The organism is Paenibacillus gyeongsangnamensis (assembly GCF_027533625.1).
GTDB lineage: Bacteria > Bacillota > Bacilli > Paenibacillales > NBRC-103111 > Paenibacillus_G > Paenibacillus_G gyeongsangnamensis.
This window is the reverse complement of record NZ_JAQAGZ010000011.1, coordinates 197,393-222,825: the sequence shown is the minus strand read 5'-3', so window position 1 is coordinate 222,825 and position 25,433 is coordinate 197,393. Positions and strand designations below refer to the sequence as shown.

Genomic DNA, 25,433 nt, shown 5'->3' with positions numbered 1-25,433 from the left:
ATAGCACTTAAAATTCCATCCTCCAGGAGGACGCTCTACTATGAAGTTTAAATCACAAGACCGGCAAAATCAACTCATCGAAAAGATTACCGCTGAGCATTTGGTCGTCGGGATCGACATTGCGCAGGAAACCCATGTTGCACGTGCCGTAAACTTTCGCGGTATCGTGATCGGCAATCCATTATCCTTTTCAAATGACGAAGCAGGTTTTCACCAGTTCCTGCAATGGATCCAGCAGCTACAGACTGCCCATAAATTATCCATAACGATCGAGGGTATGGAACCGACCGGACACTACTGGCTCAACATATCCAAATGGCTTACAGAACGCCAGTTTGAAGTCTTTTTGGTGAATCCTCATCTCGTGAAGAAGAATAAAGAAAACCGTGACAATACGCCCTCAAAGAGCGATAAAAAGGATGCGCTTGTCATTGCCGACATGGTGAAAAACGGGTATTACTCATTCACACGCACCACTCCTGAGGCGTTTGAAGAGCTCCGTGTCTTACTCTCGAACCGAGACTTTGTGGTTAAGAGAATCGTATAAGTGCGAAAAACCAAATTCATCGCTGGGTTGACATTGTTTTTCCTGAGCTGCGTCAAGTCTTTAAGGACTTGATGTGTACCGGTTCCTTGGCCACACTTCGTCTTTTCCTAACGCCAGATGAGCTAAGTGAATTACAGCCGCAGGACATGATTCGAGGCTGGAAGTCGCTTATGAAGCGGCACTGTGGTGAGCGAAAGGCTCGCACTCTAATCACGCTGACTGGATGTTTTGTCGGTTCCAGACAAGCTACGCAAGCCTACAAGCTTCACTTGAAGCAACTGCTTGCAGAGTACGACCTTGCTTGTGCACAACAGCAGAAAGTTCTGCCTCTTCAGCAAGCTGCTAAAACTTTAATACCCGTTTCGTTGCACGTAAATTGGCTTATTCGCAGGATTTCAAAGAAAGTACGACGTACCGATGTGATTGAACCAAAGGGCACCGACCCGTAACGATAGCAAGACCGGCCTCCACCCCTTGGAAAGGCGTAACGAATGAGAGGGCATAGACCCGTTGTGACATGGGAGTGAGAACCTCCAGGGACGTCGTGGAGAATGCGTGCAGTATATGGAAATATATGGGGTGTTTACCTCACCCTCTATTTTAGTACGCCTTCATGTTGCCAAAGTTTAAAACGGGGAATCTCCTATTAACTTTCTTTCCTTTTAACAAGGGAAAATCCTGCGAATAAGCGAGCATACGTGAGAAAAGTGAATCGTACAGGAGGGAATTCAATAAAACAGCGGCAGTCTAGGACTTTAATTTTCACGTCCATGGCTGCCGCTGTTTCTATTTGCGTATTCCGGAAATGTTTGGACACTCATTCCGAAAAGATTTGGACACCTATTCCGGTAATATGTAGACAATCATTCCGAAAAGTATTGGACACTCATTCCGGAAATGTTTGGACAGTTTTTCTTTCCAGTTTCCCCTCTCAAGATGGCATCCACTTTTATCAAAGGTGTATCATTCCAATCTCGCGAATGTCTTCCGGGACACCAGCAGAAAGGAGTATACAGCAATGCCCAAACAAAGGAGGAGCGCCTTGCCACGCATCTTAGATGTTCTTCGCTTGGATGCCGAATCGGATCTAAGCGAAAGAGCCATCGCCCGTAGTTTATCTCTCTCCCCAAGTACCGTCGGCAATATCCTAGCCCGAGCTAAAGAAGCCGGTCTCACTTGGCCCGTTCCAGCACATTTGGACGAACGTAAAGTGGAATCCATGCTATTTCCAAAAGCAACGGGAATACCGAAGATACGAACAGAACCCGATTGGAGTCACTTGTATCAGGAGTCCAAGAGAAAAGGGGTCACCCTGCAGCTTCTCTGGCTCGAGTACAAGAACCTTCACCCGGAGGGCTACCAGTACAGCCAGTTTTGCGAGCGGTTTAACCAGTGGAAAAAGACGCAACAGCTCACCCTTCGGCAAGAGCACAAGGCCGGTGATAAGCTATTCATCGATTACGCGGGTCCCACAATTCCCGTGATCGATGTGGAAACCGGTGAAATCAAAGAAGCTCAGTTGTTCGTTGCCACGCTTGGAGCCAGCAATTACACCTATGTAGAGGCCCAGTGGGGACAAGATCTCCAATCCTTCATCAACGGCCACGTACGAGCGTTTCAGTACTTTGATGCTGTCCCTGAGCTTCTCGTGCCGGATAATCTGAAAGCCGCCGTCAAGCAAGCCGACCGTTATGAACCTGGGATCACTCGCACGTATTACGAACTGGCGTCCCACTATGGCTGCGCTATCCTGCCTGCCCGGCCGCGCAAACCAAAGGATAAAGCCAAGGTTGAGTCTGCAGTTCTGCTCGTAGAGCGCTGGATCCTTGCCGTGCTGCGAAACCGCCGGTTCTTTAGACTAGGCGAATTAAACGAAGGGATACGCGAACTGCTTGTCCGACTCAACGAGAAACCATTTCAAAAAATGGAGGGGTCTCGGAAGAGCTTGTTTGAGAGCCTGGACAAGCCCGCTATGAAGCCTTTGCCAGCTAAGCCTTATGAATTTGCCGTTTGGAAAATGGCCCGGGTTAACATCGACTACCATATCACGATTGATTATGTTCATTACAGCGTTCCCTACACGTTGGTGAAGCAAGAGGTGGATGTCCGCATGACCGAATTCGTCGTGGAAATCTACCACCACGGTAAACGCGTTGCCAGTCACCGTAAAGCCCATCGGAAGGGGCAGATGGTCACGGAGCCTGCTCACCGTCCGAAATCTCACCAAAAGCATATGGAGTGGACACCTTCTCGCTTGATCCAGTTGTCGAAGATTTCTTTCGGATTAAACCGGCGGTTAAACCGAAAGCAAAATTCATCAAAGTAAGACTGCAGATATGTTGAACCCAATCCATGATAGGTGCCCTGGATATAAGCCTTCACGTTTCCGATGATGATATGTAGCATCTTCAGAAAATCGTCTTTGTCTTCCTTGTAATAAGCTTTCGCTTCATGAACGAACCCAACTTCCATCAACCGTTTATAAGAACGGTGACCGTCCGAAACGATCATGCTGCCTGGTTGGATATGCTTTTTGGCTACCCGTTCAATCTCTTCGATCGTGACACCGTTGATCGTTTCGATCTTCAAAAATTCAGGGTGATTTTGGGCGTCTTTGGATAGAGCAATGACAGCCTTGGATTTATCGCTTCCGCGGCCGTCTTTTCCTTTACGGGGGGCTCCAAAGTAAGCATCATCCATTTCCACTACACCAGAGAGCATATAACCAGAGTCCCTGTCTTTCATCGCAGCGCGGATTTTCCGTAGCATATTGAACGCTGTACGGTAATTTAAGCCGAGAACATCAGAAAGCGACAATGCCGATTTACCGCGTTTGTCATGGGCGACAAGGTATATGGCCCAGAACCAAACCGTCAATGGTTGCTTGGTTTTATGGAAGAGTGTCCCCGCAGTAATAGACGCTTGATAATGACACTTACGGCACTCATAGAGCTGGCGCGTGCGAATGTAATAGTATTCCGTGTGGTTACACTTCAAACACGAGAAACCGTCTTTCCAGCGTTTACTCATGATGTACTCGGCACAATTTTCTTCTGTGCCAAAATACTTTAGAAAATCTAACAATGACAATGACTCTGCTTTCGCCATTTCAATCACACTCCGAACATATGTTTGTATCCATAATACCACACAAATGTTCGTATTTGAAGAGGCTACTGAGCAGAGTGCATAGTCAGAACAATAGTTCTTATAGGAGGAAGATATATGGTAAATTCCTTTCAAAAGTACTTAAGCAGAACCGTAGAAATCATATACTTCGGCTGCGACAATAAGATCACCCAGCGGCGAATCGAAGTCCGGGCTATCACCAGCCGGGACATTAAAGCGGTTTGCCTTGATCGGAAAGCGCCGCGGACTTTCTTGATCAGTAATATCTTGGCCGTGCAGCCATTGCGGAGGGCAGCATGAAGAACAACAAGTTGACGCCAGGAGGGAACCTTGTCTGGGAAGGGTCGCGCATGATGTTGCCCGAGCACAAGCAAGCTCTAATCAAACAGCGAATTAGCCTTAAGAAACAGACGCGGCCAGAATTGACTGAAGAAGAACAACAGGAGATGTTTGGCCGGCTGAAAGCATCTCGATCGGAGAAAATTGAAGTCACGATCACGGTTTACGGCGAGTATGAGAATCAGAGTTTTACCGGAATCGTTACCGGTATAGATCCTCGCCTTTACCTTGTTAAGTTAGAATTTAATCACGATTGGAAGTTATTCGATTTCACGGACATCATAGGGGTGGAATAACGGAAACTGCTACGCATCATCGCGAATTATTCAGCCGGCCTCAATAGGTATCCGTCCATCCATGAGCTTGAGATTAAGACTGGGCGGGATCCCAAGGTTATAATGGATTCTCTTGAGATCTTAACAAATGAGGGATACATTGAATGATCTCGGCAGGACCCGGATCGATTTCTACTTATCCAGGCATGGGAGCCGAAACAGTCTTTCCAGCGGACTAGTGAGGGATGGCGGTCTTGATGGGGAAGTCTGCTGTACGGATCGGAGTCTCGTTGGAAATATACGCGTAATTGTACTGTCTAATGAAAGTAATCATGCTCAGCTTCAATGGGGGATTTGAAAGTTGAAGGAATACATCTTGCTAATCGGAAGAACTCGTCTTCACTCGCTGAATTAACCATTCCGGACCATTACCGTTGGGTGAGTGTTATGCTTCTATGTTGAATGCCGCCACGCATGTCTATCGGTAACCATGATGCCGATTTCAACCGTCACAGGGACGCCATTCGGTTTGCTAAGGCTGCCATGGAATCGACAAGTCTATTGGAATCTTGAAATAGTTGGATGATTATCTTACAAGCTTGTCTTACAACGCAGTCCCTTGGGGAACAAGGGGTTAAAGAACATTGTAAGACAAAATGGGTTATGATCCCTTTATATTAGTAAAATGTGGCTGTTAAAATTATTTTTGTGCTTTTTATGGCCAGTTTTTTGGAGTTTGTCTTACAAGATTTATTCATACTGAACCTAAGATAAAGGCATCTTGTAAGACAAGTTGTAAGACATTTGGTTATTGTTTTTAGATGCTAAAGTGTTTCTTTATCAGTTTATCGTGTTTTTTTCTTGGCGAAACTTATTCTAATGAATTCTGCAACAAGGAAGTGAACCAATGAGGGTCCCTGCTCGAAAGATTAGGCCAGTTAGAGGAAGGAATTATCGATGTAAAATAAGCCGATCCAAAAGTCTCGGAATCACACACTCAGAAAGTTTGCTTGAGCGTGATTATGTAAGACTGTGTAACTTTGATCCGACAATTAAAGAGATACATTTTCAACCGATAGGAATTCGCTTCCATTACAAGGGAAGGAAAAGAAGATACTTTCCGGATTATTTAGTAATAACTAATGATAATGGTTATGTTCTTGTGGAAGTGAAACTTAAGAAGTTTGTGGATACCAACTTAAATAAAGCCAAATTCCTAGCAGCAAAGCAGTTATGCTCGGAAAAAGGATGGAATTTCCAAGTTGTAACCGAAGATCAGATTCGACCTGGGTATTTACAAAGGAATATAAAATTGTTGCTGGAGGTTAAATGTTTCGAATTAACCCCGTCTGTTTCTGAATACATAAAAACGATCATTAATTACCATGGTCCTTTAAGCGTAATGGAATTAAGAGAGGTATGTAAAATTGTCGATGCTTCACTAGTGATGCGAAATTTATTCAAGCTGATTTATGCTCAAGAAGTTTGTACGGAATTAATCGAACAGCAACTTACTGATAACTCGTTGTTATGGGTTCCACAATTTAGGGGGTCGTAATATGGCTAGATGCAGCTTTTCTTATGGAACAAAGTTTTTGTTAGATGATATGGAACACATAGTCAAACGAACAGAAAGAAATAGAGTTGTGGTGGAACTCATAAAATATAAACAGTTAAAAACATTTTCTTTACATGAATTAGAAGAAGCATGGGATGAAGAGCGACTAAAATTTGAGGACCCCGATAACCGCTTAAGTAATGTTAAGTTTGATTTGGAACAGTTAACTTTAGAGGAAAGAGCCAAAATAAAAATGAAATTAGAGGTTTTACAACCGATTATTAAAGGATACTTCCACACCATTAAATTAGATGAGTACCTTAGTTTACTTGTAAAGGAAAAAGGGATTAAAGTAAGTAAAGCAACATTTTATAAATGGAAAAAACTTTGGGAAAATCACGGGGACGGTAGATATTTGCTTGATCGTAAATCCGGTCCTAAAAGTCGATGGACTGAAACGGAAGTACTTGACTCACTAGAAAAAATTATGGAGGACAATCTTTATTCTGGTGAAGACATTTATTATCGATACGTGTATCGACTTTACAAAGATAGTATAAAAAAAATCAATGAGCTAAGAGAGGAAGATCAAAAAATTACATTAAGGTCTTTCCAGACAATATGGAGAATCATAAGAGAGAAGAGAAACCTGTATCGTCAAACTGTTGCAAGGGAAGGACATGTTGCGGCTAGACTTCAGCGTGATGGAGCGAAGAGTATGGTTGAACGACCAGAGAGACCATTACAAAGAGTAGAATTGGACTGGACACCGGTTGATATTTATTTAGTTGATCCCAAGAGTTTGGCCAGAAAAAGACCATGGTTGGTGTTTGCAATCGACGTGTACTCTGGTAATCCTTTGGGGTTCTATATTACATTCGAATACCCTGATTCCCTAGCTATAAAACAGTGTCTGCTTCATTGTTTTTTACCAAAAGTTTACCTTAAAAAGTTGTACCCTGATATACAGAATGAATGGACGGCTTATGGCATTCCGCAAGAACTTGTTATTGACAATGCGCCCTCGAACAATTCGAGAGAACTCGAAGAAGTATGTGAGATGTTTGGGATTGTTGCGCTTTACCCAGAGATCGAAGCAGGACATAAGAAAGGGACTGTTGAGAGATATTTAAAAACATTTAATGATCATATCCACACGCTAAAGGGTACAAGTTTTGCAAATATATATGAAAAAAAGAACTATGACTCAGAAGGGAAAGCTTGTATTACATTACAGGCATTCTATCATATTGCGCATATTATTATAGTTGACATGATATCCCACAACTGGAGCCATAGTCGTATTGGTGGGACACCTCATCAAATCTGGGAAAAGGCATATGATGAAGATCCCAGCTTAATGAAGGAATTACCGTTTACAAAAAAGGAAATTATAGTGGTACTCTGCGCAGGTAGAGAGAAGAGGATAATTCAAAATAAAGGGGTTGTTTTAGAGGAAGCTTGGTACTGGAGTGAGGAATTAATGAAACTTAGGTACCGAATGATTCAAGAAGGTGAAGAAAATAGACAGGTAACCATTCGATTTGATTATTCTAATGTAAAAAAAGTGTATGTTCAAAATCCTTTCGATAATACTTTCATCGAAGCATTTCTAGACATAAATGCAATTAAACAATTTGAAAAACATTATGGAGTAGAACCCTTACTTCCTATTCCTTTTCAGCAAATTAAAGCAATATGTCTGCAAGAGGGACGTAAACGTCGAGCTTTTGATGATACCCATATAATCGAAGCGACCAAACGAATTAAGGCAATCCAGGAAGAACAGGAAAAGGATAAAAGAAAAAAATATAAACAGACTTTAAAAGAAGAGGCAAGTATAATTGAAAATCTTGCTCTTAGTTCTTTTGATTATGAAGAATTAGGGGCACCTGAGGAGATAGATACTTTCCGATATGTTGGTGAACTCTCTGAAGCCGAGCTTAAAATTAGAAGGAAAAAAAGTAAAACAACTGATATTTATCAAGCTCAATCGAGAGATAATGTTATTGATGAAGAAGTGCAAAACAGCAAAACTGTGAATCTGCAACTCCCTTCTGATGATGACGATTTACCAATGTATGAAATTTCTCAATATAGGTAAGAGGAGGTGAAACATTGAATAGTAATACATATAACCGACTAGAGGGGAATCCAATTGAGGAACAGGAACTTAAACAAAGATTAAACGATTTCGATAAGATTGTTGTCCATCACAAGCTCTTTCAAGATCTCTATCAAGCAGTTCGGGAATGTCATGTATTGAAAAGAGGTGTGGTTATTCTAGGGGATACCGGGGCTGGGAAATCAACCTTATTCAAAACTTATGAAAGGGATTTTCAGAGAAAAACCAAGGTTAGAGTAAGGAATAAACATGAAGAAAATTACGAATCCGTTCCGGTCCTTCGAGTAGAGTTGGATTCAAACTCGAAACCATTAAATGTGGCTTCAAAGATGCTCGAGGAACTTGGTGACCCGTTTCATTATAAAGGGACAGAGAAGCAGCTGACATCAAGACTAAAAGCACATCTTATTGACGCTGAAGTAGAGTTAATTATAATTGATGAGCTCCAGCATCTAATTGATACTGATACACAACGAGTTATTAGAAAAGCCGCGGATTGGTTAAAACAACTGCTAAACGACGTGAATCTGCCTATAGTGTTCGGTGGTATAAAAGAGGATGCAAATCGAATATTTGCATCAAATAAACAACTGGATGAAAGATTCCCACACAAAGCCACATTTGATGGATTTATGTATAGAACTGAAGAGGAAAAGAGAGAATTTCGTGCTTTTCTAAAAAGTATCGATTACAAGATGCCCTTCCCAGACCGGTCACATATTTATGATCCACTATTAGCTGAAAAGATATATTATGCAACACTTGGCATTCCAAGGACATTAAATCATCTATTTCACCATTCTATTAAATTTGCATTGAAACAAGGTATGGATACGTTGGCGGAAATGCATTTAGAATATGGTTTCAGTCTTTTATCTTTTGAAACAAGGCCAAAAGTAAGAAACCCCTTTGATGGAAAAGCTTTTGATCTTAAAGTGGCTCTTGAAAATGAGAAGACGAGCAAGGGGGTCTAGCTCAATCGCGGCTCTTACAATCGTAAAGGCAACTTTATTATAACTATAAACGAAAGAAGAGCTCGTCTAAGTCTCTTCTTTTAAACTTTCTTTTGAAAAATTTCACTTAAAATAATTTTGGCCCTACGTATATCCTTAGGTTCCTGTTGAAGCATCAAATCTAATATATCCCTAATATCTGTTTCTTTGGTACGTGAAATGTCTTTTAGATTTCTGGAATAGCTAAATAGCTCATGAACTCCAACGCCTAGGGCGATAGCTATTTTCTCAAGATTAAGAAGGGATATATTTTTTTCTGCGCGTTCAATACCACCGATATATGAAAAATGGAAACCAGCCTTTTCCCCAAGCTGCTCTTGCGATAAACCCCGTTCTTTTCTCAATTCCCTTATCTTGATTCCGACTAACTTTAGAATGTTATCAGACATCAGCTACACCTCTTATTTGAAGTGTAGACAAAGCTAATTACAGAAAACATATGGCGTATATTATCGAAAATAAATATTGATACTAATAAGTATCATTTCTTTAATTTACGTTAATAATACTATTCAAATAGATTGCTAGTTTTATAGATTCATATCCTAGTTAGGGGTGATTGTAATGTTTATTTTTTCAAGTAGCTTAGATTCTGGGGAAGCAATAGTTACTCCGAGAGGTATTTATTTCAATGATAATTATTACTCTTGTACATTTGCAATAAAAGAAGGCTGGTATGAGAAGTCTCACCTTATGAATTCATGGTCAATTCCCATTTATTACGATCCAAAAAACCAGGAAATGATTCTAATTTCGAATAGCCTTGGGAGTTTACTAATTGCTAATAAGGTTGAGTTGTCCGATACTGAGTTAGTTGACCCCGTGTTGATTGTAGAGTATTTTGAAAAGTTTATTAAGTTGAAAAAATATTATAAAAATAAAAGAAAGAAACGTTGGTAAATAAATGGAAAAGCTTCTTATTAGGACGAAGATTTTATTTCAAGAAAGTGCGGCTAGCTATTTATATAGGGTAGCATCCGTTAATCACTACTCAAATATTTACTATCTCGCAACCTGCATAAACTCGACTATTGCAAAAATAAATAATAATTTCTTTAATGAAGAACAATTGAACAAGATTAGTTTTCTATCTGAAGTTTGTAAGGATACGCTCCATTTATCAACCCATAACAAGCTTAATAACTACCTGGGTCCAAAGTTATTTAACCAAGTTATAATGAGGAATAAAATAAAATTTTGTCCTCAGTGTATTTACGATTCACATTTCCATCGGTATACATGGGGAGTACTTTCAATAAACTTATGTACTGACCATTTAGTTGAATTAATTGACTGCTGTCAGGGCTGCGGAAAAGCAATTCCTTTGAGCTCATTCATGAATGGATGTTGTACTTCCTGTGGTTTTAAATTTCTATCTTCTAAAAGTGTAGTATTAAATCGTAACGAACTATTTTGCAAAGCACAATTAGCATTATACAACGCATTTTTTATTGAACACTATTCTAATCTCCCTCTTGGTTTATCATTAAAGGATTTCCTGTTGCTGTCTTTTCACACATTTCATTTACTTGAGGGTATGAAGAGTTACATATCAAATAGCGAAGAAACAATTCAAATATTTCATAATAAATCAATGGGTTATCGTAAGAGCTCCGCTATGGCATTAGCTTTAGGAAACGTTTATTGGATGCTTCAAGATTTCCCTAATCATTATTACAGGTTACTGACTGACTTTTGCAACAAGAATTACAATAAAAAGCAGCGATTTTATGAAAAAAAGAAACGTTTTGAGGAGTTATTTGAAACAGTAAAATATGCTTCCTTAAAGAAGGTATATGATCAGTTTTGGCTTGAAAAGTTAGACCAAGGTGTTATAAGGAGGGATTTTTCGGTATTTAGGGATGCCCCTGAGATTTTACAACAAAAAAAATATGTTAGTAAGGACGAGATAAGGACGAACATTGGCATGTGTTACGATACGGTTGAGAAATTGAGTATAAACAAAAAGCTAGTCATGAGGACTACTCAAAAAGGTGCGATTAAACGGTACATGGTTGAGAAAGACTCATTAAATTTAGCTCTAAAAGAAAAGATAATGCTCATTTCTAAAAAGGAAGCTGCCCTCATTTTGGGGATTCAACGAGATTCAGTACCTAAGTTAATTAATGCCGGATTCTTGAGAACATATAAAATAACTCCAAACTCTGTAGAGAAATTAGAACTTCAAGAAGTGAAAAACTTAGTAATCCGTTGCCGCGGCGAAGTTGTTAAAGGAAAAATAGAAGGAATTAGCTTTCATGAGGCTTTAATTAAATACTCCGTGAATGGACTTAAAATTATTCATTTAATTCAGTTTATTCTCAATGGTGTACTGCAACCATTTTCCGATACCGAAAGTGGAAGCCTTGCTGATAACTACTTTAAGATACATGAACTTGAAAAATGCATAATGTATATAAAAGAAGCTCAAATCAATGATGTGGGATATTTCATGTCTGATTTGAAGCGATTACTTCATGTAGGTAATAACACCATAAGAAGGCTGGCTATACAGAAAGTTCTTGTACCCCAAAAAATTATTTACATTAAAGATGGCCGTAAACGTTATTTGTACAACAAAGAGGAGGTTGAAGCTTTTATTGAGAATAAAGCCTAAACATTTCCGGAATACGCAGCCTGATGATGTGTGTTGAAGGTTTATGTTTTTTTTTATCGAATAAAATAATGTGTATAAGTAAATTCTGGAGGATCATAAACGATGGGTAAACAAGAAAAAACTCACAGTTTTAGTTTTACATAATCATTATTAAAAAAATTGATGCAAAGTATGAAAGAACATCAGCGGGGGTATAGAGATGCAAGAATTAAACAAGAACCATGAGTCATTTAAAGTAAATTATTCTTTGCTAATTAGGGCTTGCTGAACGGGTCACGTTTTATGGTGACACGCGCAAGCGGATCGTGAACCTCAACAACAGCCATTGCAAAACAGGCAAAAAGAGAACTCGTAGTCTCTTTTCGAGATTCATTACCAGCAGTTGTAGCCCGATCACTGTCTCGCTCGTCGCCTGAAGGTGCGCTCGAATACGGCCAAGCCCATAGCTGCGCTTGCCTTCTCCGAACTTTCCTTCAACCGCATTACGAACGGCTGCATCCGCCTTGGCGATTTTCTTCTGCTCCTGCTGATCCGCTGATGGCCGTCCGAGTCGAGGTCCGCTTAGGCGAATTCCGTTCTCCTTGCAGTATCGCAGGTTGTCCCGCGTGCCAATGTTTCGTTAAACGTACCGGTCGGCTTTTTCTGTGGATTAAGCCTGACTAGCGTCCAGATATTCTGAAGATGTAAAATTTGTAGTCGTGGCGGGACTCTTTTAAAAAGCTGGTTAACTGAATAGTTCCCAGGAGGCTACCTTTGGCCTGTGATGTATATTCTCTGGAGTTTAATAATGTAAATAGGAAAATGGCCTAGAGGAATTTATAAAGTTGATGAAATACTCGGAGATTCATTGTAAAGATTTTGAATTTGATGCTTCTATACTTGATCTTCTATACAATTGACGGTTTATCTAGATAATTGACTGAGACGTTAAATCTGCAGTTTCGTGTTACGAGGGACACTAATAGAACAGTGGGCATAGGTAATCATTCCGCAACAACCTTACCGCTCTGCTTTTATTCAAATAACAATGTTCTAATAGAACATGCTGAAAAAGATCCAACTAGATCTTAAAAAGTTAGTTTATCATCAAGGGCATTGGCCTCAGATTACTGGATATTTCTGAAATGATTTGCCAATAGAGTTTCCAGTTAACAGGAAATGTTTCTTGCATGTCGAATAATTAGGTTTGTTGGAAGATTCATTTAATTTTTGAACTTTTTTAATCGATTTTTTGATGGAGGTTTAAGCGTGGTGCGACCCCCTATTATATTTGTTACTTATTCTAGAGATAGTGAAGAACATATAGAATTCGTAAATTCTTTCACCGAACTATTAAATGAAAATGGATTTAACGCAAGAAATGATATATCACTTGTAAAAGAAGAAACAGCAATAAGCTTCCCCCAGATGATGTACAAAAACATTATTCATTCAGATAAAGTTATTGTTGTTCTTTCCGCGGGTTATAAGGAAAAGGCAGATAACTTTACTGGTGGAGTATCTTTTGAATTTGAACTAATTATTAAAGACATCGATGATAATCCATTGAAGTATGTGTTAGTATGTCGAGATGAAAGAACTGTAGATATTACTCCGCTATTTTTTAAGGACCGTGATATTTTAAGTTTACGGGAAGAACAATTAAGTAACTACAAAAATCTATTTGAAAAATTAAGAGTTGGAGATCAAATTATTAGAGAAATTCCGCAACAAATTATTGGTCGAGAAGGCAAAGAGTTTTTGGATAAGGTTCAATTTTATTCAGTAAGAATAGGACAATTTGTTAATACTGAGGTTAAGAAACTCCCGTTTTTCCCGGGATTTGACTCAACTATAATTAAAGATAAGCTACTAGGGGGATTTCTAACATCTAAAACCTGGAGAGAAGAGCTCATCTCCTTAGTGAGAGAGTTTAATAGAGAGTATAATTCGATACCAGGACATAACGAATTATGCAGACGGCTAATGATAGTGCTGGATGCTGAATTTAATTATAGAGAAATAGATTTTAGTTTGAACAGAGAAATCAATCAGTTCCTTTTAAGCCATGATAGAATATCCGAACATTATGAAAGGTCAATAAATGGGCTGTATAAACTTTTAGCAGATAGCTATAATAAAGTGTTTATTATAAGTGGTGAATCTGGAACAGGGAAAACGCATATTGCATTTTCAGTATTATACGATAATAGAATAAATGTGAATTTAAAGGAAATTTCAATTAGAATACCCGTGAAAGTCGATGATTTTCGAGAATGCGATATTGAGAACGCATTACTAAAAAGCATAAATTATTTTATGAATACTAATTATCGAAGTCTAAAAGAAATAAATAATATAATTACAGGTTTAATTGATTACTCAATAAGATTTCTATTTGTAATTGATGACTTCAACCAATGCTGCAATTTAAGAAAAGAATTTTTCCGGGATTTTAAAAATTTCGTTGAAGATTTCACTAAATATGATTGGATTAGCTGGTTGTTATTTATTAATGAATACGAAGAGTATTGCATTATCGATGATAGTGATTTTATTGAAAGGTATTATATAGACCATAGTTATGATGATGAAAGCAGTAATACTGGAGACAATGTGGTAGTCTATCCTTTTTTGAACATGTCTGAATTAAACAAAAAGTATAACACATTGACTAAGATACTAGAATTCTATAAGTTTCAATCTAGTGTTAATGAAGATTTTTTTCCAGAAATAAACACTATATTTGAATTGTTTATAAATCCATTAATAGTTCATGTTTATGCAAGCACAGTGAGTGACTCAGAAAAAGAATTACTTAATCTGTGTTATTTCGATTTTATAAATAGATATACAAAGATAAAAATGAAAAAGATGCTGGATATATCATATAGAGATATATCTAATAGAGATGAATTGGAAATAGAAGTTTTGAACGACATGAACAAAGTTATAAATTATGCTGTAGAAAAAAGCACTTTATCATTTAATGTAAAAAGTCTTTCCTTTTTAGGTAGTAATGCAAGTTATGCATTGTATGAATTGATAAATACACAACTGGCTGTTAAGCAAAAGGTTACACAAAACTATCTTAATGAAGAGATACTTATACAAATGAATATTCAATTGCTGTTTAAGATGTTTTGGGCTTACAGAATATTTATTAGATATATTGGCTCAAATGAATGGGAGCGTTTTAGAATGATCAGCAGATCATTTGATGAGCTAGGACCAGAATTGCTGATCTACGAGATACTTTACCTAGAGAATGAAAAGCAAGAAGATGATTTATCCCAACTAATTGGTTCAGAACTAATCGAGAAGGAAAGGCTAGAAACTCTACTTTTTACATCTATAAAGCTAAAAACAAAATACCAGCAAATAATATTCGAATATTTATTTAAAGAAAATATAGTAATAAAAGGGAAAAGGGAATTGTTTTCTTTGTTATATTTTTTGAAATATACCAATGCAAACATTCCTCAAAAATGTTCTGTGATAGCAAAATATATAAATGAAATATCAGATCATGGCTTAGGGCTATATTTAAAAGTCATTATGAGGACAAATATGAATAAATTAAGTAGCTTGCAAAAACTAAAGAGATGCATTTATGAATTTATTGCTTGCAGTAACGATAAGATGAATAAAATTATTGCGGAAATATCAGCTGATAATTTCCAAAGAATTTTATTATATAATGAATATAGCTTGGAAAGGTCAGTTGAATTGATAATAGATTTATTAGATAAAAAGACAATTGAAATAGAACTTAGTACCTATATCGCTCCAACAGATGATGATAGTTATGTAGTTACATTTACTGAACTTTTTCTTAGATATCTTTTCTCACATCTCATATATAAAAAGGGAAATGAGAAGATGGAACTTCACAATATACTTCTTCGTAACGATTACTACTATTTTAAGAATAATAAAGTAATATCTCATATTATTCGAACTGGGGCTGCAGTAGCTTATGGGTACGTGTATAAATCATTAAAAGGAAGCCAAAAAGATTTTTTTAAAGCCAATTATATCGAAGCTATATCTAAATTAAGTGGTTCTAATAATATTCGGCTCAAAAAATTAGCATTTCATTTTATTTCCAATACGTTATATGATCAAGATAACCCAGAGGAATATTTAGAGTGGGAGTTTATTGAACCATTGATTGATGTAGTTCGAGACAGTCGCCTAAAAGAGTTTTGTCTTAATAGAAAGACCTTCATTAATAATAATTTTAAACATCATTCGTTAGAAGTAATGATTTAATGCTGCATAGTTCACTGAAGATAAATTTTTAGGAGGTTACAAAAATGACTTATCAGGGAATCAGACGAAAAGTTTTTATTTCACATTACAGAGGTGATAGAAAAGAAGTAGACGAGTTCATACAAAAGTTTGCAAATGAAGAAAAAGTATTTATCCCTTACGTATTAGGTGCAAACGACAATGATGATTTTATTAACAGTACAAATCCTGAATACGTGATGACTCAAATAAGGAAAAAGTACCTGGAAGATACAACTGTAACTATTGTACTTATAGGGAGATGTACACACAGCAGAAGATACATTGATTGGGAATTGAAAAGTTCATTGCGACAAGGTGAATACACCCCAAATGGTGTTTTAGGAATTATCTTACCAAATCAAGGGAATGCTGCATACCTTCCACCTAGGCTAAAAGCAAATTGGTCGTCGGGGCATCATGATTGCTACGCTCGATATTGGACCTATCCCAAAACAGCCGTAGCATTAGGCGAATTAATTGAGGAAGCATATGATGCAAGGACTTCTAGAGCCCATTTAATAAAAAATTCTCAAGTTATGATGCAGTACAATAGTAAATGCAAGGTCTGTGGAATAACACATTAAGGAGATTAAAAAATGAAATCATTTATTCCTCCGCTTTCGATATACTTTATTTGGCACCCAGCTGATGATCCTGTTGTAAAACCCTATTATGAATACTGCTTTTCACTGCTTTCACGTGATGTGAACAAGCCATTCTCAAGGTCCATGAATTTGCCATTTTTCTATAGAACAAGCACTAAGCAGACGATTCCTAGTACTATAAATCTCAAATCTAAAAAAACAATGATATTTGTTTTTGTAGGAACGGAAATGGTGGCTGACTATAGCTGGTCTAAGTATTTACAAACAATTGACCGAAATGAAAATAATGTAATAATCCCGGTGGCACTAGATAAGACAGCTTTTTCTTTAAATGAACTATTTGGTGGAATAAACTTCATTCGGTCGTACGAATTCGATCCGAGACATATCAAAGAACAGTTGTTTATTTCTATCTCACATGAAATTTATCGTTTCACACTAAATGAATCTTCAAGGAAATTAGGTAAAGAAAATGCTTTAAAATTATTCTTGAGCCATGCAAAGGACGGAAACAATGGTGTTACGTTGGCGAAATCCTTAAAGAGCTTTATTGATAATAGTTCTATGAGAAATTTCTTTGATGCAACGGACATATCCCCTGGTTATAAATTTGATGAAGAGATAATCGGACATATCCAAGAATCTACTCTAATTGCAATTCATACGGATTCATACTCATCCAGATATTGGTGCCAGAGGGAGATTCTTTGTGCCAAAGAGAATAACAGACCTATGCTAGCTGTAGACTTATTGGAGCAATTTGAAGATCGAAGATTTCCCTTTGCTTCAAACATCCCTGGAATACATATTAATTTAGGGAATGAATCTCCAAGTGATACAGACCTCTTGAGAATATTAAGCGCCACGTTATTAGAAACCATCAGATTCTTTTATTCATATAAATTATTAGAGGAGTATAAGAATGCCGGATGGATTGAAAGTGATGCAGTAATATTTTCACGTCCGCCTGAGGTATCGGATATTGAGAAGCTGTTGATTAAGAGTGGGGATTATTTAGAATATGCTAAGACTAAACTAATATACCCGGAACCACCTTTATATATCGAGGAATTATCTTTTTTAAATAAAATAGGAATCCAACTTAGCACGCCAATAACAATTGAGCTAGGTTCATTGGCTAACAAACAAATTGGAATTTCAATATCAGATCCATCTCATGAAGATTTTGTTGATCATGGAATTACAAATAAACACTTAGTCCAATTATCACAGGATATAGCTCGTCATTTATTGTCACGCGGTGTAGTTCTAAATTATGGCGGAGATCTTAGAGAGGATGGATTTACCGATTTTTTGTTTAATGAAGCACTTGCATTACAAGCAAGAACACAACAGAAAGACATACATATTAATAATTTCATAGCTTGGCCGATTTATACAAACGACGGCAGTGAAATGAAGATATGGAAAGCAAAATATCGCACAATTGCTAAAATGGCTGAAGTGCCACCGCCAACAGATGTAAAAGACTTAATTCCCAAGGATGACGTCTTTTTACCTCCAACTAATAGCCAAAACTTATACGTATGGAGTCGCTCACTTAGTGAAATGCGGAAAATAATGATTAATCAATGCAATGTTCGAATTTGCGCAGGTGGCAGACACTCGGGATATAAAGGGCGTATGCCGGGTGTCTTGGAAGAAATAATGATTGCTATTGAACACAACATACCGCTCTATCTGATTGGTGGATTTGGTGGAGTAACTGCGAGTGTTTGTGAGGTAATCCTTGGAAAGGATGTTCCAAAGGAACTAACAGAGACGTGGCAAATTGAAAATAATCCCGGGTATAAGGATTTGCTTAATTTTATTTCACAGCGCGACCGAACCCAAACTGTAAATTATGACAATATAATAAATATATTGAGAAGAGTAAAATTTAATAACGGACTTAATGACCAAGAAAATGAGAAGTTGTTTACCACACAATTTATTGATGAAGCAATCTATCTTGTTTTTAAAGGATTTAAAAAAATGTACTCTGGTCTTACTCAATAATTTGAAATATTTTTAACCACTTGAAATTCAAGTGATACAAAAAGATTTTTTAATTATTACTAAAATAACTTTTGAAAATTGTTGTTCTCTGCTACTTCTCATTAAGACCTGTTGGATATTAACAGGCAGGTTTTTGTAATCATTAAAATATATATCGTCATAGAGCTGACTCATCAGCATGAAAGCCTATGTAAAGCTTAATAACATCTAGAAAAAATTAAGGGAGGTTTTATGAAAAGTTTTATAATTGGTGGATTAACTGAAGATATATCTCAAAGTAATTTTATAAATGCTTGTGAAGAGATTGGGAAAAATCTAGCCAAACTTGGAAATTCTTTGGTGATCTGTAGTCCATTTCAAGATAGCGCGGATTACTGGGTACTGAAAGGATTTGTTGGGGAAGAATTAAGTGAAACTCAATCAATTGATATTATATATGTAGATTCTAAAGAAGTTACAGAAAAAGTAAATGATTTAAAAAAAAATTTAATACTTAAAAATTTAAATATTATACCTTGCATATCTTCATCTTTAAAGGGGGAGTATTCGTGGCTATTATGTCAATTGCAGGCAATGGATTTATGTCAGACAGTAATTGCTATAGGCGGTAAAAACAATGGGGCTGCTAACATGCTTCTATTACTTGCTGAATCTAAAAGAAAAAATGTATTGCCGTTTCCGTTTTTTGGTGGTGCTGCTTCTGATTCCTTCGAGAGAATCCGCTATCAATTAGAAGATAAAATGGGGAATATGCACTTAAAGCTCTTAGACCCAAATAAAATAAGTGAATCACTTGAGCTATCAATCAAAGAATCAATTCAGAACAATATGCTGAATAAGCAAATAGACAAAAATATTTTTTTTATAAGTTATCCAAAAGCAAGGCCGCATGAGGCAGATTATATTGAGAATATACTCAGACGGAGAAACCATATAGTATATAGGGACGAAACTGAGTTTGGTGTTGGAAAGAATATATTAAATGAGATTGAAAAAAATATTCGCTCTGCAAATATATTCATTGCAACATGGTGTAAAGAGTACGCTTGTAGTCCATGGTGTTTTGACGAACTGGAACTGGCACTAGATCTAAGTGAGTCAAGGGGAATGAAAGTATGGATATTTAATGTTGACGGCACAAGATTAATACCAAAAAGAGCAAGGAATATACTCACTTATCCTGTTCGGACAAGAGAAGAGTTAGAGGGAACCCTTTTATTACTACTAGGTAGTAAAATAATGAACACTGATTAGGGGGAGAAAGAAGTAACAAACTATTTCCTGAGAGTAAATTTAAGTTAAATACCTATATAAGTAATTATTAAAAATACCATCATTATAACATAATACTTTGAACCACGGTATATATAATAATATATTTACTTGAGTCTTGCGAATTTGGCCCCCATGTCCCTCAGAAGGGCAGACCTGTAGCGTAGTCGGCGGTGCCACGCTTTAGGCCGAGAGCTTGAGGTGCTTGAGGATGTCGAGAAGAGGTTTTTTCTCCAGGGCTTGTTGGTAAACGTAGACAATGATTTGCCCGAAGAATTCTTCCCGGATACGTCGTACGACGTCACCTAGCGTCAAGTCTGCCTCGCCCCTCATCCATTCCTGACGCTGAGATTCAAGAAAATTCTGCGTCAAGAACTTGATGGCCCAGAACTGCTGATGCCGTGAAGGAAAGCAATTGGTATTGATCAAACCCCAGCAATTCCTTGAAATAACGATACCCCGTCTCAATGTTCCAGCGTACGTGATAATATCGCTGAATCGTAACGAGATCCAGCGACAAATCCGTACAGAGGAGACAAACCTGCGGTTTGCTCGAAGCGGTGTAATCGTCTTTCCAGGAGAGCAGCAGTTTGACGTTCTCGATTTCGCTGACCGGTCCCTCGTAAGGGTATACCTGATACACGCCCTGACCGTCCACGGTAACGGAGTGGAGATCGGCTTTACGGATGTACTTCTCGGCGAAATCGCTGATGGAGATCGAAAGGCCTGAAGGACAAATGAGACGGTTCGTCCTGATGGCGGCAATCACATGGAATCCCTTACGGATGACTTTCTCGCTGGTGTACCAGCTGTCCATCAGGACATAAACACGCTCGTCATCCCTTGCTGGGAAAGCCTCAATTATTTCGACAGTCAGATCATTCTTGCTCTTGAAGGTCATGAAGGTCAGCCGCTGTGCCGCACAGTAATCCTTCTGGTAATAAGGACGGAAATCCCATGCGTAAGAACTTCCGCTGCTGGCCACATGAGCGGTGACCAGATTGTGGCACGAGACGGACTTGCCGTCCTCATGAGAATACTGAAAGCTAAGCGCCTCCATTTTCTTGGTTGACTTGTCCTTCTTGCAGCAGGTATCGTCCACGATGAGGAACACTAGTTTGCTGGCATCGCCGTTCTTCAATCGTTTGTTCTCTAGCCGCTCCATAATCCATTGCATGCGTCTACGCTGCATCCGATTCATGCACCATGGAGAGTGATTGGAAAAATTCGTCATGTTGCTCAGGTGACGATCCCCTCGGGCAGCATTCCGGATTTGCGTCATATTCTTACGTCCGGCACACAGAATGATGCCATGGACGAGGGTAAAAGATGGCCGAGCTGCGGTTTAGAAAATTCCAACCTCAGCGCCAAAATGAACTTGACGATAGGCAAGTAGAGGGATTCCATGAGATTGGGACATCTCCTTTTACTGGAAATTGTATGCGTGATAACCGACAATTTCTCTATTCCAAGGCGATGTCTTTTCTTCTATTTACTCATTCGACGAAGCTTCTAAATTGCTGCTCTTATCTGGCTTTAACCGACGACGATTTTTTCGCAACACTCAAGTATATTTATATAACAAAGCGGAGCCATTCGGGATTATAGGCTCCGTTTTCTAATAAATACTATTATTTCTTTTTTGTTTAAGGAAACTATTACATATGCTGTATTTTTTTGTTGTAAATAAGTATAATTAAAGTAATTGTCGAATGATAATATTATACAAAAATACAAAGTTGACTTGGAGTGGTAATTGAATGAATCCTAGGGTTTTTGTCAGTCATGCAAGAGTGAAGACAAGAACTCCCAAACTACGAAGATATCTAGAAAGTAAATGAGTGACGTATTATAGAATAAGGGGATGTAAACCGATGAAATGGATTATAAGATTATGTTTCGCTGTAATTACGATTGGAATTCTTTACTGTATAATTTGGTTAGATTTAAATGCATTAAATGACACTCGACTAATGAAAAACATTAGAATATTATCGGCAATTTTGTTTTTAATTTTGCCATTAATTATATTAGTGGGTATCCTTCTGGGACTATTAACTAAAAAGTGGGCATTAAAAATTGAAAAAGTTAGTCTAGGGGGATTTAACTTACTCTTTGATAATCCAGTGAAACTCTATATACGGGCTGTACGCTCCTTTCTTGATACAAAGAGAACTTTATTCTATATTGATTTTGAACGTGATAATTTTGATGAAACACTCACGTCATATTATAAAACATACGAATTTTTCCGTAATGAAATGAAAGTTCTTGAAAACGAAAAAAAGAGTGGCCGTTGGAATAAGAAAGAACAACAAGAATTATATCAAATAACCAATAAAATTATTCATAAATTAAATGACTTTTTGACTACCTATCAAAATAATTTTCGAAGATGGTATAAATATGTTTCCGACAAAAATGAAGTTAAATGCATTGGCTCTGACAAATCATTGGAGTTTCATATGACACCTATTTCAGAAATTCAAAAGCAATATTACCAATACAATGAGTTGTGTTCAGGTTTTAAGGAAATTAACGATTTTTTTGAGAATGAAGTAAATAAACATTTTCAGGTCAATATTGAAAAATGGAAAGAAATTGAATAGATGCATAAAACTTTTATTAGCTATCGACATCTAATGAGCAGGAACTTAAGGATCAAAATTTTAGCTGTGAAGACTTCATTGATAAGTTAGTACAGTATTGACTTTTATCTTGAACCCAGTATACATTAATGCAGAGTTTGAGAAGAGAAATTCTAACCTTGAGATTAAGAAAAAGTTGTCTCTGGAACCCAGCAAAATTTAGAAAAATTAACGGTCCAGTGCTACCAATTAAGCTATAACAACTATGACATGGTAGTAAAAAAATGCCCGTAAAAGTCAGAAGTTTGCCGAGTACCTTTCTATTGGCTCCTACCCATCGCAAATGCGAATTTATAACTCGATTATTAAATCTTATGTATTTTTATTCAAATTGTTTTTTTAGCTGATTATTTTTTTTATAACGAATTATGGAACAAACCGCCTATTCTGCAGCGGCGTATTTCAAATTCTAACCAATTATGGAACAATCAAAACGGAGCCACGCGGGATTGCGGACTCCGTTTTCTAATTAAATCTGGAATATCACATTGTGTGTGTGTTGTTGTGTATTGTTGTTGTGTATTGTTGTTGTGTATTGTGATTTTTCATCAAAAGATGTAAATGGATCACAATAAGCTGTAAATTTTGTTTCAAAAATAATCGTAAACATATTATGCAATTTAATGTATAAATGTACAAAAAGGCTTAGGGACTGTTCCCCAAGCCTTTTTGTCTCTGCCTGTTAAGACAGACGTTCCTGTGAACGTTGTAAAAACAATTCCGTGCTCGAACGATAAATGTCAAAGGAGGTGTTTAAAGAGGAAGTATCTTGGATATCGTGTTATGAAGAATTAACTCCATTAAGAGTAAAAGGGGAATAACTTTGAAGAAGTTGTTGGAACGCCCGGAAATGTACGATGACGAAAGCTTGAGCGGTTATCTTATACGAGTGTCCAAAGATTTATTTCCCCTTATTTACGTCTATTCGATCTTGAATTATTTAAAGACACAAGGATTCAGAATTACAACGTTGATTTTAAGGAATTATCGAATAAAGACTTGAGCTACCTAGCGGGACTTTGCCAGGTCAGTACCGACATTATAAGTGGCATGCTTCTCAAGAAGCACGAAACCTTGCACGGTTATCATATGCATGACTTCGATTCCGGCAATTGTTTTCTCTGCAGTATTAAAAGACTTAAATCCCATCATTGGTTTAATAACTTTCTTTATGAATCGATGGTCTTGTTCAATTATATTGTTTAGATATTTCTGTTGTCGTAGTAATGTTTCTTGATTCAAGGCTTTCTCGTCTTTCAATTGTTGGACTGCGATAGGGTAAGCTGGATTTTTATCGACGGTGATCACGCGCGGCGATTGATTATGTGGTGAGGTCAACGCTTTCTTGAAGAATCGTCTGGCCGCGGAAGTATCTCGATTTTCAGAAAGCATGAAATCAATCGTATTTCCGTTTGAATCCACTGCCCTGTAAAGATATTTCCATTGTCCTTTGACTTTGATGTAGGTTTCATCCGTTCGGTAGGAATCGTTGGTCGGTTTTAGAAAGGGACGAATTCGCTTGTCTAATTCCGGCCCAAATTGGTGAACCCATCGCATGATGGTTGTATGAGCCATGTGTAGTCCTCGTTCCATCATCTCCACTAGATTACGATAACTAAGGCTATATTTTAAATACCATCTTATTGTCAGCAAGATAATCTCTGATTCATACTGCTTCCACTTAAACAAATCTAATTCCGTATCCAATGTAATATCTCCATCTCATGACTTCATTTCAATCATGTTATCATGGATTTAAGAGCTTTGCACCACAACCAATATGTGGATAATCGACTGGAACGGAATTGGTCGTGGACGGAGGACAAATCTGCCAAGATTTGCACCTTTCTTATATTTAGATTTCAACGCGGTTTGTACTATAATAAAGACATCTTTGACAAGTCGGGAATTAAAAAGAACCTCCGAAAACAGAAGGCCAATTTGCCGACTTGCTATTCGAAATAGCTCTATCATCTATTTTAGTGGAGGTATGTTGATGGAAACCATGGTGAACCCCTTGGAAAAACGCCGTCTCGGACAAACGGAAATGAATGTGACGGCCATGAGTATGGGAGGAGCGGGTATCGGCGGGATTTTCGGGGATGTGTCCGACGCCGACGGAGTGGCCGCGGTTGAAAAAGCGCTGGAGCTGGGCATGAACTGGGTGGACACATCGCCCTTTTATTTTGAAGCGGAAAGGCGAATCGGAATTGCATTACGGGGAGTACCGAGGGAACGCTATTATCTCTCAAGCAAAGCAGGTACGCACCGGGACCGTTTTCAGGACTATTCGGCAGACGCCATTTATTGGAGCGTAGAGAACAGCCTAAGAACAATGGGTGTCGATTATTTGGATATATGTTTAATTCACGATCCGCTTCCCCAACACATGGACAAAGTGTTGGGACATGGCGGCGCTATAGAGGCACTCGTGGAATTGAAAGGGCAGGGAGTCATCCGCTCGATCGGCATCGGCGTCCGCAGCCACGAAACGATTCGAAGGGCCATCGACACGGGGCATTTGGATATGGCGCTTACCTTTAATGATTATACTTTACTGAGGCAAACCGTTCTGGAAGGGGTTTGCGATCATGCGGATGCGCGCGGGGTGAGCGTCGTGAATGGGGCTGCACTCGGCATGGGACTGTTCTCGGGACGCGACCCCAGAAGTGTCGGCACTCCGCGGTGGACCCCTCGCCAGGATGATGTGGCAGCCGCCGTTCGTGTATTTGAATGGTGCAGGGAGCAAAATGTTTCGATTCTCGGGCTTGCGCTCCAATTCAGCCTTCGGCAGCGGCGGTTGACCTCTACACTGATCGGTGCTTCCTCTGCCAAGGAAGTGGAGGAGTGCTGGATTGCTGCCACTTCCCCTATAGCCGAACAGACTTGGGAGGCACTGAACGACCTGTTGATAAAATAAGGCGCTTATTTGTAGTGGGGCTTGACCACTTATCTACATGGCTCTTTTTTTCTTTGGAAAGCGCATATGTTTGTGTCGCCGAACAATTAAG

18 protein-coding genes and 3 pseudogenes are annotated in these 25,433 nt (G+C 38.1%); 15 read left to right on the top strand and 6 right to left on the bottom strand.

What is annotated here, in order from left to right:
- Positions 1-40 precede the first annotated feature (40 nt).
- Positions 41-870: pseudogene (locus O9H85_RS18360) on the top strand (IS110 family transposase); the annotation flags it as partial.
- Positions 871-1,589: 719 nt separating this feature from the next.
- Complete coding sequence (gene istA / locus O9H85_RS18355; RefSeq protein WP_269882866.1) at positions 1,590-2,873, top strand: IS21 family transposase; 1,284 nt, start codon at positions 1,590-1,592, stop codon at positions 2,871-2,873.
- Here istA and O9H85_RS18350 read toward each other — a convergent pair.
- On the bottom strand, positions 2,768-3,655 hold the full coding sequence (locus O9H85_RS18350) for an IS1595 family transposase (RefSeq protein WP_269882865.1): 888 nt from the start codon (positions 3,653-3,655) through the stop codon (positions 2,768-2,770). The two genes, istA and O9H85_RS18350, sit on opposite strands and share 106 nt — an antisense overlap.
- A gap of 117 nt (positions 3,656-3,772) precedes the next feature.
- Between O9H85_RS18350 and O9H85_RS18345 the strand changes: the two genes are divergently transcribed.
- From O9H85_RS18345 to O9H85_RS18325, 5 genes are all read left to right on the top strand, one after another.
- Positions 3,773-3,976: a hypothetical protein gene (locus O9H85_RS18345; protein ID WP_269882864.1), complete on the top strand. Its 204-nt coding sequence runs from the start codon at positions 3,773-3,775 to the stop codon at positions 3,974-3,976.
- Positions 3,973-4,311: a YolD-like family protein gene (locus tag O9H85_RS18340; protein ID WP_269882863.1), complete on the top strand. Its 339-nt coding sequence runs from the start codon at positions 3,973-3,975 to the stop codon at positions 4,309-4,311. Before O9H85_RS18345 ends, O9H85_RS18340 begins: the two co-directional genes overlap by 4 nt.
- An 886-nt stretch (positions 4,312-5,197) precedes the next feature.
- Positions 5,198-5,848, top strand: coding sequence for a TnsA endonuclease N-terminal domain-containing protein (locus tag O9H85_RS18335; RefSeq protein WP_269882862.1), 651 nt, complete (start codon positions 5,198-5,200; stop codon positions 5,846-5,848).
- 1 nt (position 5,849) lies between these two features.
- On the top strand, positions 5,850-7,952 hold the full coding sequence (locus O9H85_RS18330; RefSeq protein ID WP_269882861.1) for a Mu transposase C-terminal domain-containing protein: 2,103 nt from the start codon (positions 5,850-5,852) through the stop codon (positions 7,950-7,952).
- A gap of 14 nt (positions 7,953-7,966) precedes the next feature.
- The gene (locus O9H85_RS18325; RefSeq protein WP_269882860.1) at positions 7,967-8,947 is read left to right on the top strand and encodes a TniB family NTP-binding protein; all 981 of its coding nucleotides are present in this window, start codon (positions 7,967-7,969) and stop codon (positions 8,945-8,947) included.
- Positions 8,948-9,027: 80 nt separating this feature from the next.
- Here the strand turns inward: O9H85_RS18325 and O9H85_RS18320 are convergent, their stop codons facing one another.
- A complete protein-coding gene (locus O9H85_RS18320) occupies positions 9,028-9,375 on the bottom strand; it encodes a helix-turn-helix domain-containing protein (protein WP_269882859.1) in 348 nt (115 codons plus the stop codon).
- Positions 9,376-9,550: 175 nt separating this feature from the next.
- Here O9H85_RS18320 and O9H85_RS18315 point away from each other — a divergent pair, with 175 nt between their 5' ends.
- Together O9H85_RS18315 and O9H85_RS18310 are read left to right on the top strand one after the other, a co-directional pair.
- Positions 9,551-9,886, top strand: a complete 336-nt coding sequence (locus O9H85_RS18315; protein WP_269882858.1) for a hypothetical protein — start codon at positions 9,551-9,553, stop codon at positions 9,884-9,886.
- A gap of 4 nt (positions 9,887-9,890) precedes the next feature.
- Positions 9,891-11,603 carry a helix-turn-helix domain-containing protein gene (locus O9H85_RS18310; protein ID WP_269882857.1) on the top strand — a complete coding sequence of 571 codons (1,713 nt, stop codon included), beginning with the start codon at positions 9,891-9,893 and terminating at the stop codon, positions 11,601-11,603.
- A gap of 280 nt (positions 11,604-11,883) precedes the next feature.
- Here O9H85_RS18310 and O9H85_RS18305 read toward each other — a convergent pair.
- Positions 11,884-12,210 (bottom strand): annotated as a pseudogene (locus O9H85_RS18305) (transposase); the annotation flags it as partial.
- A gap of 641 nt (positions 12,211-12,851) precedes the next feature.
- On the opposite strand from O9H85_RS18305, the gene O9H85_RS18300 reads away from it, so the two are divergent.
- From O9H85_RS18300 to O9H85_RS18285, 4 genes are all read left to right on the top strand, one after another.
- Positions 12,852-15,857 (top strand): SEFIR domain-containing protein, encoded by a 3,006-nt coding sequence (locus O9H85_RS18300; RefSeq protein ID WP_269882856.1) that lies wholly within the window; start codon positions 12,852-12,854, stop codon positions 15,855-15,857.
- 44 nt (positions 15,858-15,901) lie between these two features.
- The gene (locus O9H85_RS18295; protein WP_269882855.1) at positions 15,902-16,462 is read left to right on the top strand and encodes a TIR domain-containing protein; all 561 of its coding nucleotides are present in this window, start codon (positions 15,902-15,904) and stop codon (positions 16,460-16,462) included.
- Positions 16,463-16,474: 12 nt separating this feature from the next.
- On the top strand, positions 16,475-18,502 hold the full coding sequence (locus O9H85_RS18290; RefSeq protein WP_269882854.1) for a hypothetical protein: 2,028 nt from the start codon (positions 16,475-16,477) through the stop codon (positions 18,500-18,502).
- A gap of 231 nt (positions 18,503-18,733) precedes the next feature.
- Positions 18,734-19,756, top strand: coding sequence for a toll/interleukin-1 receptor domain-containing protein (locus O9H85_RS18285; RefSeq protein WP_269882853.1), 1,023 nt, complete (start codon positions 18,734-18,736; stop codon positions 19,754-19,756).
- 201 nt (positions 19,757-19,957) lie between these two features.
- On the opposite strand, the gene O9H85_RS18280 is transcribed toward O9H85_RS18285, so the two are convergent.
- Both O9H85_RS18280 and O9H85_RS18275 read right to left on the bottom strand, forming a co-directional pair.
- The gene (locus O9H85_RS18280; protein WP_269882852.1) at positions 19,958-20,089 is read right to left on the bottom strand and encodes a hypothetical protein; all 132 of its coding nucleotides are present in this window, start codon (positions 20,087-20,089) and stop codon (positions 19,958-19,960) included.
- 37 nt (positions 20,090-20,126) lie between these two features.
- Positions 20,127-21,086 (bottom strand): annotated as a pseudogene (locus O9H85_RS18275) (transposase); the annotation flags it as partial.
- Between the two features lie 562 nt (positions 21,087-21,648).
- On the opposite strand from O9H85_RS18275, the gene O9H85_RS18270 reads away from it, so the two are divergent.
- Positions 21,649-22,383 carry a hypothetical protein gene (locus tag O9H85_RS18270; RefSeq protein ID WP_269882851.1) on the top strand — a complete coding sequence of 245 codons (735 nt, stop codon included), beginning with the start codon at positions 21,649-21,651 and terminating at the stop codon, positions 22,381-22,383.
- Positions 22,384-23,430: 1,047 nt separating this feature from the next.
- Here the strand turns inward: O9H85_RS18270 and O9H85_RS18265 are convergent.
- Positions 23,431-24,129, bottom strand: coding sequence for an IS6 family transposase (locus tag O9H85_RS18265; RefSeq protein ID WP_269882850.1), 699 nt, complete (start codon positions 24,127-24,129; stop codon positions 23,431-23,433).
- Between the two features lie 289 nt (positions 24,130-24,418).
- On the opposite strand from O9H85_RS18265, the gene O9H85_RS18260 reads away from it, so the two are divergent.
- A complete protein-coding gene (locus O9H85_RS18260; protein ID WP_269882849.1) occupies positions 24,419-25,342 on the top strand; it encodes an aldo/keto reductase in 924 nt (307 codons plus the stop codon).
- The last annotated feature ends 91 nt before the right edge of the window (positions 25,343-25,433 follow it).